Consider the following 12,633-nt stretch of genomic DNA (forward strand, 5'->3'; position numbering starts at 1 on the left):
GACCTTAATTGATCAGCGCCACTCCCTGTTCATCTTTGGCTTGCGTCGCCCGCCTGTCACCACCCAACCCAACAGCAGGAAGAAGCTTTCGATCAATAGCGCCAGCAACAGTGCCGAGATGATGCCCCAGGCAATGACTTCAGGTGCAAGCAGCACTTGCCAGGTGTAGCCATTGAAGGTTTCGCGGCGGATATCGGCATCGGCTGAAGTTGCGACATACCAGGCTCTGGAATACCACGCGCCCTGAAGGCCGAGCCATTGGCGTTCAAGCACGTGAGTGCGGGTCAGCAATGTGCTGATGTTGTCGGCATCGCTGCGAAACACCGGGTCTTCGCTGTTGCGATAGTGCTGGATCAGCGCCTGGATGTCGCCCTTGAAGAATTGCTGCGCGGTCGCGTTGTAACCCTTGATGGCCTGTTGAGCCTCGATCAGATGCGCTTCGACTCGCTTGCTGTAGTCACTGATGAAACCCGGAACCTGAACCCCTACCAGCAGGCCAGTCGTGAACAAGACCAATCGCAGATAACTTCGCAGCATTTAGATCCCTCTTGTCGGTTGGGCGAGCTTAAATCGGAGTATCGGTTGACCCTTGGGCCACACATTCGCCCTTGCGCCAAAGGCTCCACTGACCCGGCTCATAACGATTCCAGGTCTCGTTCTCGGTCAGCGGTTCGGTGGCAATGACAGTCACCACGTCATGGGGCGTGGTTTCTGCCTGAAAATCGACAATCACGTCGACATCCTTCAAGCGTGCCGGACCAAAGGGCGCACGGCGGGTGATCTGTACCAGTTTGGTACTGCAGAAACAGAACAGCCAGTCGCCATCACTGAGCAGGCCGTTGAACACGCCTTTGCCCCGGTATTCGGAGCACGCCTCAATCAGGTATGGCAGCAGTTGCTCGACTTCCACCGGCTCGGGAAAGGCTTCGCGCACCCGGTTGAGCAGATCACAGAACGCCGCTTCACTGTCGGTATCGCCTACAGGACGATAAAAGGTAGCACGGGGACTGAAATCGGCCAGTTGGCCGTTATGGGCAAAACACCAGTTGCGTCCCCACAGCTCGCGCACGAAAGGGTGGGTATTGGACAGGCAGACCTTGCCGACATTGGCCTGACGAATATGGCCGATGACCACTTCACTCTTGATGGGGTAGCGCTGCACCAGTTGCGCGACTTCCGATTCGCTGCTGGCTGCCGGGTCCTGAAACAGACGCAAACCGCGCCCCTCATAGAAGGCGATCCCCCAGCCATCGCGATGCGGGCCGGTGCGCCCGCCCCTCTGCATCAGCCCTGTGAAGCTGAAAACGATATCGGTCGGGACATTGGCGCTCATGCCCAGTAGTTCACACATGCTCAGGTTCTCGCTTCAATACGTGCTGCACGCTTGCCAACGAAGCGGGTTCTTACAAACGAGGCTCGACTCGCCCACGACTCGCACTGGCGGCCGGTGCAGCCGGGCTGCGGCCGTAGCGGTCGTCCCTGGCAAAAGGTTCGTCGTCGGTGTCGTCTGGCTCGGCTACAGGCTGTGGCTGACGGGCCTTGCGGTTTTTCTCCAGTGGCCAGCGCACCAGCACGAACACCAGATAGGCAATCAGGGCAAACATGCCATAGGTGGCCAGATCGATGATCGCGCTCCAGACATTGCTGCCCACCTTGAACAGCAGATCAAGGGCGGTAACGGCCACGGCAGGCGCCAGTAATTCCTTGGTAGGATCGACGATGGTCGGCGTGAACAGCAACACCGCGCCAATCACCCGAAGGGGCTCTTTCAGGTAGCGCCACATCCAGCGGGTCATCAAAAACCACACCAGCAGGCAGCCCAATGCTGCAAATGCATAGAGGCCCCAGGCGATCAGATAGTCGTTCTCGGTCATGACGTCCGTGGTAAGGCAGGTAAATAGGCGCTTATGATAACGACTTTTCACTGGCCCGGCTCGCCCGGCTTCAGTAATAGGTGCGCCATACTTGCAGCCACCGATATTTCAATGACCCGATGCCTTTAAAGAGAGCCCCGCATGTCCTTCTCGAATGCCACCTCCAGCGCCCCGATCGCTCGCAAGGCCGACGGCCCCGATCCCTATGCATGGTTGCAGAATCGCGACAGCGATGAAGTGCTCGACTATCTCAAGGCTGAAAACAGTTATCAGGAACAGCAACTGGCCGATCAGGCGCAATTGCGTGAAGCCCTGTTCCAGGAAATAAAAGGCCGCATTCTGGAAACCGACCTGTCGCTGCCCTCCCCCTGGGGCCCGTACCTGTATTACACCCGCACCACCGAGGGTGATGAATATGCCAGACACTATCGCTGCCCGCGCCCGGCAGATGACTCGAACACCGTCGATGAGAGCCATGAAGAGCTGTTGCTGGACCCCAACGTGCTGGCCGATGGCGGATTCTTCTCTCTGGGCGCGTTCAGTATCAGCCCCGACCATCAACGCCTGGCCTACAGCCTGGATACCACGGGCGAAGAGGTCTATCAGCTTTACGTCAAGGAGCTGGGCACAGGCCAGGTGAGCAGCCTGCCGTTTGAAGATTGCGACGGCAGCATGACCTGGGCCAATGACAGCCAGACGCTGTTCTTCGGCGAACTGGACGACACTCACCGCCCGCACAAACTCTACCGTCATCGTCTGGGCAGCGACTCGGCCGACCTGGTATTCAGCGAGCCGGACGGCCGTTTCTTCCTGCACTGTTTCCGTAGCAGCTCCGAGCGCCAACTGATTCTGCTGCTCAACAGCAAGACCACCAGCGAAGCCTGGCTGCTGGATGCCGAGCATCCCGAGCAAGCCTTCGTGTGCATGGCCGAGCGAGTCGAGGGTCATGAATACTTTCCGGATCACGGCCAGCTCGATGGTGCCTGGAGCTGGTTTATCCGCAGTAATCAGAGCGGTATCAACTTCGCGCTGTATCAGGCCTCGGAACAGCATGCGGGCCGCGATGGCTGGCAAGAGCTGGTCCCGCACAGCGATACAGTGATGCTGGAAGATATGAGCCTCAATGCCAGAAGCCTGACCCTGAGCCTGCGCGAAGGTGGCCTGCCGATCATCGAAGTTCGCCCACAAGGCCTGCCGGCCTATCGCGTGCAATTGCCCGACGCGGCCTACAGCCTGTATGTACAGGACTCACTGGAATTCGACAGCGACAGCATTCGCCTGCGCTATCAGTCCCTCAATCGTCCGGCGCAGGTCCGCCAGTTGGCTCTGGCCACCGGCGAGCAAGTGGTGCTCAAGGAAACGCCGGTACTCGGTGAGTTCGATGCCGATGCCTACGTCAGTCAGCGTCTCTGGGCGACCGCCAGCGATGGCACACAAGTCCCCATCAGTCTGGTGGTCAAACGCGAGTTGCTGGGCCAGGCGACGCCACTGTATCTCTATGGTTACGGCGCGTACGGCGAAAGCCTGGACCCATGGTTTTCCCACGCCCGTCTGAGCCTGCTGGATCGTGGAGTAGCCTTTGCCATTGCCCATGTACGCGGCGGTGGTGAACTGGGTGAAGCCTGGTATCGCAACGGCAAACAGGAACACAAACAGAACACCTTCGGTGATTTCATTGCCTGCGCCGAACACCTGATCGACAAGGGCCTGACCCGCGCCAATCAACTGGTCATCAGCGGTGGCAGCGCCGGAGGATTATTGATCGGTGCCGTACTCAACCAGCGTCCGGAGCTGTTCAAGGCGGCGATTGCCGAAGTGCCGTTCGTGGACGTGCTCAACACCATGCTCGACCCTGAACTGCCGCTGACCGTCACCGAATACGACGAATGGGGCAATCCGCAGGAGCCAGAGGTTCATGCCCGTATCAAGGCCTATGCGCCTTACGAAAATGTCAGCGCCCAGGCCTACCCCGCCACCCTGGTCATTGCCGGTTACAACGACAGCCGCGTGCAATATTGGGAAGCTGCCAAATGGGTCGCGAAACTGCGCGACATAAAGACTGACGACAACCTTCTGCTGCTCAAGACCGAACTGGGCGCCGGCCATGGCGGCATGAGCGGTCGCTATCAGGGGCTGCGCGATGTCGCCCTTGAGTACGGTTTTATCTTCAAGGTTTTGCAACTGGACTGAACTTGGCGCCAATAGTCTGTCTTAGTAGCATCGGGGAGCACGGAGTTGCTCCCCCTCTTACCTGAACAAGACCGAACCATGTCAGAACAACCGTCCCACCTGAACAATGCCATACGCGACATGCTGCTGGACTGCGGCCTGTTCGACACCCTGCTGCCTGCCGATTACCTGACCGTCGCGGGTTACTTCAGCATCAGCGATATCCAGGAAGGCCAGAGCATCTTCAATGAAGGCGATGCCGGAACCTTCATGTGCATCATCGACCGCGGCACGGTTTCGGTACAGAAACTCAACCCCGAAGGCCAGCAGGTAGAAATCGCCACGTTGCGTCGGGGCCGGGCCTTCGGCGAAATGGCGGTGCTCGACGGCGAACGCCGTTCGGCCAGTTGCATCGCTGCATCGGATTGCCAGTTGCTGAACCTGGGCCGGGACTCGCTGGACAAGATGCTCGACGAAGCGCCGAAAATCGCAGCCAAGATCATTCGTGCCCTGGCTATTTCCCTGTCAAAGCGTCTGCGTATGGTCGACGGCCAACTACTCTCCCAACAGGTGTGAGTTTCGTCATCTGGCGCTAAACTTGTGCGCATTCCCGCTATCAATGCGCACACGACACAGGTGACACCATGAGCACGGCCAACCCTCCTTCCAACACGTCCAAGCTGGACCGTATCCTGGCCGACGCCCAGCGCGACCGCGAAATGGGCTATCGGGACAAAGCCCTGCGCATGTATCCCCACGTCTGCGGGCGTTGCGCACGGGAGTTCGCGGGCAAGCGCCTGAGCGAACTGACCGTCCACCATCGTGACCACAACCACGACAACAATCCTCAGGACGGCTCCAACTGGGAACTGCTGTGCCTGTATTGCCATGACAACGAGCACTCGCGTTACACCGACCAGCAGTACTTCTCCGACAGCTCCCTCAGTACACCCAAAGCCGCCAAGGCCACCCACAACCCCTTCGCTGCGCTTGCGGGGCTGATGAAAAAGGAATGACACCCCGTCAATCCATGGGCGGCGTGATCTGCAACCTTACAGAAATGTAATCACCCGCCCGGCCTCGTTATGGCATCTTCCTTTCAGACAAGCACGCAACTGACTGGATACAACCTGGGCATGCACTCCAAGACCTCAAGACGAACCTTTGTAAAAGGGCTGACAGCCGGCAGCCTGCTGGGCGGCATCGGGCTTTGGCAAAGTCCTGTGTGGGCCATCAGCGGCGCGGATGAACCCAGGGTTCTGGCGGGCACCGAGTTCGACCTCTTCATCGGCGAAACTCCGGTCAATATCACTGGCACGCCGAAAACGGCCATGACTATCAACGGCGGTATACCCGGCCCTCTGCTGCGCTGGCGTGAAGGTGATACCGTCACCTTGCGGGTTAAAAACCGGCTCAAGGAAAACACGTCCATTCACTGGCACGGCATCCTGCTGCCCGCCAACATGGACGGCGTTCCGGGCCTGAGTTTTCAAGGCATCGAGCCGGACGGCATGTATGTCTATCGCTTCAAGGTCCGACAGAATGGCACTTACTGGTATCACAGCCATTCGGGCTTTCAGGAGCAATCGGGGGTGTATGGCCCGCTGGTGATCGATGCCAGAGAGCCTGAGCCCTTCCAGTACGAACGCGACTACGTGGTGATGCTCACAGACTGGACGGATGACGATCCGGTCAAACTGATGAAGAACCTCAAGAAACAGTCGGACTACTACAACTACAACAAACGCACGGTGGGTGATTTCATCCACGATGTCAGCGAAAAAGGCTGGGGCGAGACGGTTGCCGATCGCACGATGTGGGCCGGGATGAAGATGAACCCGACCGATCTGGCCGATGTGAGCGCTGCAACCTACACCTACCTCATGAACGGTAAGGCACCGGACATGAACTGGACCGGCGTATTCAAAGCGGGCGAACGGATTCGGCTGCGCTTTATCAACGGCTCGTCCATGACCTACTTCGACGTGCGGATTCCCGGCCTGAAAATGACCGTGGTCGCTGCCGATGGTCTGCACGTCAAGCCGGTCAGTGTCGATGAGTTGCGCATCGCCGTTGCCGAAACCTTCGATGTCATCGTCGAACCGACCGAAGAGGCCTATACCCTGTTCGCCCAGTCCATGGACCGCAGCGGCTTTGCCCGAGGCACGCTCACTCGAGAATCCGGTGCAACGGCGCCTGTGCCGCCTCTCGACCCCCGCCCGCTGCTGAGCATGGACGATATGGGAATGGATCATGGCGGCATGGACCACGGAAAGATGGCCGCGATGGATCACAGCAACATGGCAGGCATGAATCACCATGACATGTCAGGCATGGGCAACATGCAGTCGCACCCGGAAACCGAAAAGAACAATCCGCTGGTGGACATGCAGGCCATGAAGACCGCTCCCAGACTGGACGATCCTGGCATCGGCCTGAGAAATAACGGTCGCCGCGTCCTGACCTACAGGGACCTGCGCAGTACCTTCGAGGACCCGGACGGACGCGAGCCCGGCCGCACCATCGAACTGCACCTGACCGGTCACATGGAGAAATTCGCCTGGTCCTTCAACGGCGTGAAGTTCTCGGATGCCGAACCGCTGAAGCTCAAGTATGGCGAGCGCATCAGGATCGTGCTGGTCAACGACACCATGATGACTCACCCCATTCACCTGCATGGCATGTGGAGCGACCTCGAAGACGAGAACGGGCAATTCATGGTCCGCAAACACACCATCGACATGCCACCGGCCTCAAGGCGCAGCTATCGCGTCACCGCCGATGCCCTCGGGCGCTGGGCCTATCACTGCCATCTGCTCTACCACATGGAAATGGGCATGTTCCGTGAAGTGCGCGTGGAAGAATGAGAACCTCAGCATGAACAGAATCCTTCATCTTTCCCGTCTGTCCGGCCTGCTTGTGGCGTTGGGGCCATCAATGACAATGCCAGCCCTGGCAGCAGACATGAGCGACATGGATCACGGCAGCCATTCCATGCACCACGACCACGCTCCGTCCAGCGCCGGCCAGAGTCGTACGCCCATCCCGGAACTGACAGATGAAGACAGGGCTGCCGTCTACACCAGCCATACAGGCCATATGGTTCATGACAGCGCCATCAATACCTTCTTCATGGCCGACAAGCTGGAATGGCAGAACGCCGACCAGGGCAGCACGCTGGCGTGGGATCTCAAAGGCTGGGTCGGAGGTGATACCGATCGCCTGTGGATACGCTCCGAAGGCGAACGCACTGATGGCAAGACCGGGGACGCCGAAATCCAGGCGCTGTGGGGACACGCTATCAGCCCGTGGTGGGATCTGGTCGCGGGCGCACGCCAGGACTTCAAGCCGGGCGATCCGCAGACCTGGGCCGCTTTTGGCATTCAGGGCATGGCCCTTTCCAACTTCGAGGCTCAGGCCACAGCCTTCATCGGCGAAGCAGGCCAGAGCGCAGCACGCCTTGAAGGCGATTACGACCTGCTGCTGACCAACCGGCTCATTCTGCAGCCCACGGCCGAGTTCAACGTCTACAGCAAGAACGATGCGCAACGCGGCATTGGCTCCGGTCTGGCCAACACCGAAATCGGCCTGCGGCTTCGCTATGAAATCCGTCGGGAGTTCGCGCCTTATATTGGTGTGAGCTGGAACCGGACTTATGGCAAGACCGCCGATTATGCTCGCGAAGAAGGCGAAGATCGCAGCGAAGCGAAGTGGGTGCTGGGTATCAGGATGTGGTTCTAGAGACTTCGCGTTCTGCCGTATACTTGCGCGTTTTACCCAGAGCATCTCTAACGTGGCAAACAAACGGTACGCCTGCATCGGCCTTTACAACCCCAAATCCCCGGAAAACGTCGGATCGGTGATGCGGGCGGCGGGCTGTTATGGCGTGGCTTCGGTCTTCTACACCGGCAAACGCTACGAGCGCGCACGGGACTTCATCACCGATACCAAGAAGATCCATCAGGATATTCCGCTGATCGGCATCGAAGACCTCAAGAGTATCCTGCCCCTGGGCTGCATTCCGGTTGCGGTGGAACTGGTGGACGGCGCCCGCGCCCTGCCCGAATACACTCACCCGGATCGCGCCCTGTATATCTTCGGCCCGGAAGACGGTTCGCTGGATCAGGAAATCCGCGACTGGTGCGAAGACGTGGTCTACATCCCCACCGAGGGCTGCATGAACCTGGCGGCGACCGTCAACGTCGTGCTCTATGACCGAATGGCCAAAGGCATCAATACCCGCTCGGGTCCGCAATTCGGCCGGGAAAAGCCCGACCGCTCATGAAAATGCACTGAACAGTTTCACGGATGGGCAGTCAGTTTCGTTGAAGCTGATTTATCACATCATGGAGAACCATCATGAGCGACACCTCGATCATCGACAGAATCGACACCCCGCGACTGCACAACCATCCGCAGCAGAACGTCCAGGGCTGGGAGCGGATAGGCTCTCTGGCAGGCGGCGTGACAATGATGGGCAAGGGGCTGCGCCGTGGCGGCGTCCTGGGCCTTGTACAACTGGCCATTGGCGGTGCCGTACTGGCGCGCGGCATCACCGGGCACTGCTCGGCAAAAAGCCTGCTCGAAAAAAGCCGCAGCAACCTGCACAGTGCGCGCTCCGATATCGAACGCGCAGGCGCTGAGTTGAGACAGCTCAAGGATAATGCCGAACTGGCCGCCAGGACCTCGGTCATCAACGGCATCGATGCCTTGAAAGACCCGAAAAACGACGTCTGAAATCCTTAACCGGCGCGGAAAATCAGATAATCCTCCCAGTCGTCCTCGGGCACGCTGTTCTCACTGAGCATGCGTCCCGACTGGGAGATGCGCTCGTGATGCACAGCCTCGCGATCACCGCACACCAGATGGTGCCAGAGCGGTAGATCCTTCCCTTCGCTGACCAGACGATAACCACACGTGGGCGGCAGCCATTTGAACTCGTCGGCCTGCCCGGCCGTGAGTTGAATGCAGTCAGGCACAAAGGCTCGACGATTGCTGTAATCGGAGCACTGACAGGTTTTCAAGTCCAGCAACTTGCAGGCGATGCGCGTGTAGTAAACGCTGTTGTCGTCCTCATCTTCCAGCTTTTGCAGGCAGCACAGACCGCAGCCATCGCACAGCGATTCCCACTCGTCCCTGTCCAGTTGTTCGAGTGTTTTGCGTATCCAGAAGGGTTCAACTTTAGCGGCCATGGTTCGGACAACGGTATCGACAATGAAAAGGCCGCCAGTCTAGTGGCACATCGGATGCGGGCCAAGCATTTGCGACTGCCGGTATCCAACACTTCACTTGTCAGCGGCGTGGCAAAACAGTAGCGTTAGAAGGCTTTTGAGGGCACAGACAATGCCTGCCGACCACGGCCCATCATGTCAAGCTCACTTCAAACCTTCGCCACGACAGGATTCGCATGAGCACTAATCCCCGTATCGCCGACCACACCATCGACCCGCAATTCACCCATCGCTGGTCACCTCGCGCCTTCACCGGTGAAAACATTTCACAGGAGACCCTGCTGAGTTTCTTCGAGGCCGCACGCTGGGCACCTTCGGCCTATAACTCGCAGCCATGGCGCTTTCTTTATGCTCGTCGCGACACCCCGAACTGGGAGCGTTACCTGGGCCTGCTCAATGAGTTCAACCGCAGCTGGGCGCAGAGCGCTTCGGCACTGGTGATCGTCATCTCCAAGACCACCTTCGCCGCACCGGGCGCGACCGAAGAAAGCCCGGCAACCACACACGAATTCGATGCCGGTTCCGCGTGGGGATACCTTGCCTTGCAGGCGAGCCTGAGCGGCTGGTACACCCACGGCATGTCAGGCTTCGACAAGGAACTGACCCGCAAGGAGCTGAACATTCCAGAAGGCTATGCCCTGCATGCAGCCGTGGCCATCGGCAAACTGGGCGACAAATCGACGTTGCCCGACTACCTGCAAGGCCGCGAAGCCCCAAGCCCACGCAAGCCAGTAGCAGAGCTGGCGGTTGAGGGTGATTTTTCGTTGTAGGCTTCAGAGTTGCACGCTGCAAGCCTCAAGCTTTTGACTTGTCGCTTGCAGCTTTTAATTTGCAGCTAACGCTGCTCAATACCCCCGCGAAAAATCCACTTCTCCGCGCAGCGGCTCACCCGCCTGAAAGGCCTTGAGGTTATCGACGAACAATTCGGTCATGGCCACAGGCGATGTCGGGGCAGAACTGTGCCCGGTCAGCAGCAGGCCATAGGCGGTCCAGAACGGATGGCGCTGAGGCAGCGGCTCCTGACGGCAGACATCGATCACAGCGCCAGCCAGGTGCCCTTCCTTCAGGGCTTCCACCAGATCCGCATCGACCACCGCTACACCACGCCCGACGTTGATGAATAGCGCCGAGGGCTTGAATGCGGCGAACAGTCTTGCGTCATATAAATCGTGGGTTGCCGGTGTGTTGGGCAGCAGATTGATCACGTAATCCATGTCGCCAACCATCTGCTCCAGATCCGCCAGGGCACCGACTTCAATGAACGGTTCCTGGGCCCGCGCTTGCGAAGCGACGCCGTAGACCTGTACACCAAAAGGCACCAGGAACTGCGCGACACGCTGGCCGATATCTCCCGCGCCCACGATCAGAGCCTTGCGGCCATACAGACTCTGGCCGGGACGGTTATCCCATTTGCGTTCGACCTGGCTCATCAGGCGCGCCAGCACTTCACGTTCGTGGCCGAGCATGTAGGTCAACAGATACTCGGCCATGACCTGACCGAAGATACCGACCGCCCGCGTCAGTCGATAATCCCTGGATACGCCCTCGGCCAGCAACGGGGTAATCCCCGCCCAGGTCGATTGCAACCACTGCGGCTTGTGCCCCTGACGCAACAGATTGGCCAGCAGGTCAGGCTGTCCCAGCCAGACCTTGCATTCACCGGCCATGCGAGACAGCTCGGCAGAATCGCCGCTGCTCATGATTTCAACTTCGGGCGCTACCTTGCGCAACAGTTGGGTGTAGATGAGGTAATCGTGTTCGGCAATCAGAACGCGCATGTTTCAAAAACCTTAAAAACGGGACAAACAGCTGCAACAGCCATGGGCCAGTCAAGCCTGCGCGCCGCGAAAGCAGGCAGACCGGCACTACAGTGCGGCACAACGGATCAGACAGGATCGTTGCGGCGCAACAACTCTTCGGGCAAGTGCTGGATGTATTCCTCTTCGGCAGGCGGCATCTGCAAGTGATAGCCCTGGGTATCGAGGTTTTCCAGCACCTTGTTGATATCTTCACGAGCCAGCGCGCGCTCAGGACTGAGCACCAGGTCGAAAGCATGCTGAGGCGTGCCGAACGCAGCCAGTAACTCTACCGGTACACGCTTGAGCACATCGCTCTTGAGCACATACAGGTACATCTCGTTCTTTTTCGGGCTGCGATAAATGGAGCAAATACGTTTCAAGGCTGTTCTCCTGCATTGGCCAGGCTGTCGAGCAGCGCCTGGCCCATTAATTCGCGACGCCAGCCACGCAGCGAATCGGGCAATGTGTAAGGGCCATCGGGGTAGCCACTCTTGAGCAAGGCTTCGAGGGTCTTCTTGCGCAGCACGACCTCGGGGGCAATATTCAGTTGTTCAGCGTATTGCTGACCAATGGCCCGCAAGCCTTTGAGGATGCCGGAAGCCTCGATCGGCAAAGGCTCGGGCAACGCCTGCGGCCATTGATCCGGCGGCAGATTGCCGGACTTCTTGATCAGGTCCAGCAGGAACTCACCATCCTGGCGTACCGTACGCGGGTGCATGTCTTCGATTCGGGCCAGGGCACTCAGGTTGTCCGGCTGGGTCTTGGCAAGCGGCCACAACGAGTGCTCACGTACGATGCGATTGCGCGGCAGGTTACGCGAACGCGCCTGTATCTCGCGCCAGGCGCACAGCTCACGCAATACCGCCAACTGGGCACGAGACAGTTTCCAGGCCAGCTTGGCGTCGCGGTAAATTTCGTAGGGATCGGTTTCCCGGCGCAGGTTGGCGACCAACTCGGCACCATCCTCGAGAACCCAGAGGTATTTCTCGTCCGACAGGCGTGGCCGCAACAGACCGAAAAGCTCGGCCAGATGCACGGCATCTTCAGCGGCATAGCTGATCTGGGTTTCCGACAACGGGCGTTGCAGCCAGTCGGAACGGGTCTCGCCCTTGGGCAGGTCGATGTTCAGCACCTCCTGCACCAGACGCGAATAGCCCATGGAAAACCCGATGTTCAGGTAAGCGGCCGCCAGTTGGGTGTCGAACAGCGGAACCGGCAGGCTGCCCGTCAGGCGCAGCAGGACTTCCAGATCTTCGCTGCAAGCATGAACCACCTTGATGACGTCGGGGTTTTCAAGCAATGCGGACAGAGGCGTCCAGTCGCTGATGAGCAGCGGATCGATCAGCCAGGCGCTGGAACCGTCACCGATCTGTAGCAGCGCGGCAATAGGGTAAAAGGTGTCGACCCGCATGAACTCGGTGTCGAGCGCGACAAATGGCAGCGACTGCCACTGCGCGCACTGTCGGGCGAGGCTGTCGTCGTCGCGAATCCAATGAATATCGATGGCCACACGGCTCTCCCTTGATCAATGGCGCGCAGTATATATCGCCATAGGAGGTT

General features: G+C 59.0%; 15 protein-coding genes. 8 read left to right on the forward strand and 7 right to left on the reverse strand.

The annotated features are described in order from the left end of the window. Positions 1–12 precede the first annotated feature (12 nt). The 3 genes from KGD89_RS18100 to KGD89_RS18110 are packed head-to-tail and all read right to left on the reverse strand — an operon-like array spanning position 13 to position 1,874. The gene (locus KGD89_RS18100; protein ID WP_025261179.1) at positions 13–537 is read right to left on the reverse strand and encodes a DUF2937 family protein; all 525 of its coding nucleotides are present in this window, start codon (positions 535–537) and stop codon (positions 13–15) included. Positions 538–565: 28 nt separating this feature from the next. Next, on the reverse strand, positions 566–1,351 hold the full coding sequence (locus KGD89_RS18105) for a class II glutamine amidotransferase (RefSeq protein ID WP_025261180.1): 786 nt from the start codon (positions 1,349–1,351) through the stop codon (positions 566–568). Between the two features lie 52 nt (positions 1,352–1,403). Next, positions 1,404–1,874: a hypothetical protein gene (locus KGD89_RS18110; RefSeq protein WP_025261181.1), complete on the reverse strand. Its 471-nt coding sequence runs from the start codon at positions 1,872–1,874 to the stop codon at positions 1,404–1,406. 141 nt (positions 1,875–2,015) lie between these two features. Here KGD89_RS18110 and KGD89_RS18115 point away from each other — a divergent pair, with 141 nt between their 5' ends. The 7 genes from KGD89_RS18115 (at position 2,016) to KGD89_RS18145 (ending at position 8,780) form a co-directional block, all read left to right on the forward strand. Continuing rightward, on the forward strand, positions 2,016–4,064 hold the full coding sequence (locus KGD89_RS18115) for a S9 family peptidase (protein ID WP_025261182.1): 2,049 nt from the start codon (positions 2,016–2,018) through the stop codon (positions 4,062–4,064). Between the two features lie 78 nt (positions 4,065–4,142). Further along, positions 4,143–4,619 (forward strand): cyclic nucleotide-binding domain-containing protein, encoded by a 477-nt coding sequence (locus KGD89_RS18120; RefSeq protein WP_025261183.1) that lies wholly within the window; start codon positions 4,143–4,145, stop codon positions 4,617–4,619. Positions 4,620–4,687: 68 nt separating this feature from the next. Continuing rightward, positions 4,688–5,059 (forward strand): YajD family HNH nuclease, encoded by a 372-nt coding sequence (locus tag KGD89_RS18125; protein WP_025261184.1) that lies wholly within the window; start codon positions 4,688–4,690, stop codon positions 5,057–5,059. A 120-nt stretch (positions 5,060–5,179) separates the two neighbouring features. Further along, positions 5,180–6,910, forward strand: a complete 1,731-nt coding sequence (locus KGD89_RS18130) for a copper resistance system multicopper oxidase (protein ID WP_025261185.1) — start codon at positions 5,180–5,182, stop codon at positions 6,908–6,910. Positions 6,911–6,920: 10 nt separating this feature from the next. After that, entirely contained in the window at positions 6,921–7,784 is an 864-nt protein-coding gene (locus KGD89_RS18135; protein WP_025261186.1) for a copper resistance protein B, read from the forward strand. A 52-nt stretch (positions 7,785–7,836) separates the two neighbouring features. Then, entirely contained in the window at positions 7,837–8,328 is a 492-nt protein-coding gene (locus KGD89_RS18140) for an RNA methyltransferase (protein WP_025261187.1), read from the forward strand. Between the two features lie 74 nt (positions 8,329–8,402). Then, on the forward strand, positions 8,403–8,780 hold the full coding sequence (locus KGD89_RS18145) for a YgaP family membrane protein (protein ID WP_025261188.1): 378 nt from the start codon (positions 8,403–8,405) through the stop codon (positions 8,778–8,780). Positions 8,781–8,785: 5 nt separating this feature from the next. Here KGD89_RS18145 and KGD89_RS18150 read toward each other — a convergent pair whose 3' ends face one another. Then, positions 8,786–9,235 carry a YcgN family cysteine cluster protein gene (locus KGD89_RS18150; RefSeq protein ID WP_025261189.1) on the reverse strand — a complete coding sequence of 150 codons (450 nt, stop codon included), beginning with the start codon at positions 9,233–9,235 and terminating at the stop codon, positions 8,786–8,788. 215 nt (positions 9,236–9,450) lie between these two features. On the opposite strand from KGD89_RS18150, the gene KGD89_RS18155 reads away from it, so the two are divergent. Further along, a complete protein-coding gene (locus KGD89_RS18155) occupies positions 9,451–10,044 on the forward strand; it encodes a nitroreductase family protein (RefSeq protein WP_025261190.1) in 594 nt (197 codons plus the stop codon). A 75-nt stretch (positions 10,045–10,119) separates the two neighbouring features. Here the strand turns inward: KGD89_RS18155 and KGD89_RS18160 are convergent, their stop codons facing one another. The 3 genes from KGD89_RS18160 to rnd form a co-directional block, all read right to left on the reverse strand. Beyond that, on the reverse strand, positions 10,120–11,052 hold the full coding sequence (locus KGD89_RS18160) for a D-2-hydroxyacid dehydrogenase (RefSeq protein ID WP_025261191.1): 933 nt from the start codon (positions 11,050–11,052) through the stop codon (positions 10,120–10,122). Positions 11,053–11,159: 107 nt separating this feature from the next. After that, positions 11,160–11,453 (reverse strand): YcgL domain-containing protein, encoded by a 294-nt coding sequence (locus tag KGD89_RS18165; protein ID WP_025261192.1) that lies wholly within the window; start codon positions 11,451–11,453, stop codon positions 11,160–11,162. Beyond that, positions 11,450–12,583 carry a ribonuclease D gene (gene rnd / locus KGD89_RS18170; protein WP_025261193.1) on the reverse strand — a complete coding sequence of 378 codons (1,134 nt, stop codon included), beginning with the start codon at positions 12,581–12,583 and terminating at the stop codon, positions 11,450–11,452. The genes KGD89_RS18165 and rnd overlap by 4 nt, the downstream gene beginning before the upstream one ends. Between the last annotated feature and the right edge of the window lie 50 nt (positions 12,584–12,633).

Origin of the sequence: Pseudomonas cichorii, assembly GCF_018343775.1 — a bacterium.
Classification (GTDB): Bacteria; Pseudomonadota; Gammaproteobacteria; order Pseudomonadales; family Pseudomonadaceae; genus Aquipseudomonas; species Aquipseudomonas cichorii.

What these genes read in the sequence shown, in the direction of transcription:
- KGD89_RS18135 (WP_025261186.1), top strand. Translation starts at nt 6,921, where the DNA reads ATGAACAGAATCCTTCATCTTTCCCGTCTGTCCGGCCTGCTTGTGGCG.
- KGD89_RS18150 (WP_025261189.1), bottom strand. Translation starts at nt 9,235, where the DNA reads ATGGCCGCTAAAGTTGAACCCTTCTGGATACGCAAAACACTCGAACAA.
- KGD89_RS18160 (WP_025261191.1), bottom strand. Translation starts at nt 11,052, where the DNA reads ATGCGCGTTCTGATTGCCGAACACGATTACCTCATCTACACCCAACTG.
- KGD89_RS18100 (WP_025261179.1), bottom strand. Translation starts at nt 537, where the DNA reads ATGCTGCGAAGTTATCTGCGATTGGTCTTGTTCACGACTGGCCTGCTG.
- KGD89_RS18145 (WP_025261188.1), top strand. Translation starts at nt 8,403, where the DNA reads ATGAGCGACACCTCGATCATCGACAGAATCGACACCCCGCGACTGCAC.
- KGD89_RS18120 (WP_025261183.1), top strand. Translation starts at nt 4,143, where the DNA reads ATGTCAGAACAACCGTCCCACCTGAACAATGCCATACGCGACATGCTG.
- KGD89_RS18125 (WP_025261184.1), top strand. Translation starts at nt 4,688, where the DNA reads ATGAGCACGGCCAACCCTCCTTCCAACACGTCCAAGCTGGACCGTATC.
- KGD89_RS18115 (WP_025261182.1), top strand. Translation starts at nt 2,016, where the DNA reads ATGTCCTTCTCGAATGCCACCTCCAGCGCCCCGATCGCTCGCAAGGCC.
- KGD89_RS18130 (WP_025261185.1), top strand. Translation starts at nt 5,180, where the DNA reads ATGCACTCCAAGACCTCAAGACGAACCTTTGTAAAAGGGCTGACAGCC.
- KGD89_RS18105 (WP_025261180.1), bottom strand. Translation starts at nt 1,351, where the DNA reads ATGTGTGAACTACTGGGCATGAGCGCCAATGTCCCGACCGATATCGTT.
- KGD89_RS18155 (WP_025261190.1), top strand. Translation starts at nt 9,451, where the DNA reads ATGAGCACTAATCCCCGTATCGCCGACCACACCATCGACCCGCAATTC.
- KGD89_RS18110 (WP_025261181.1), bottom strand. Translation starts at nt 1,874, where the DNA reads ATGACCGAGAACGACTATCTGATCGCCTGGGGCCTCTATGCATTTGCA.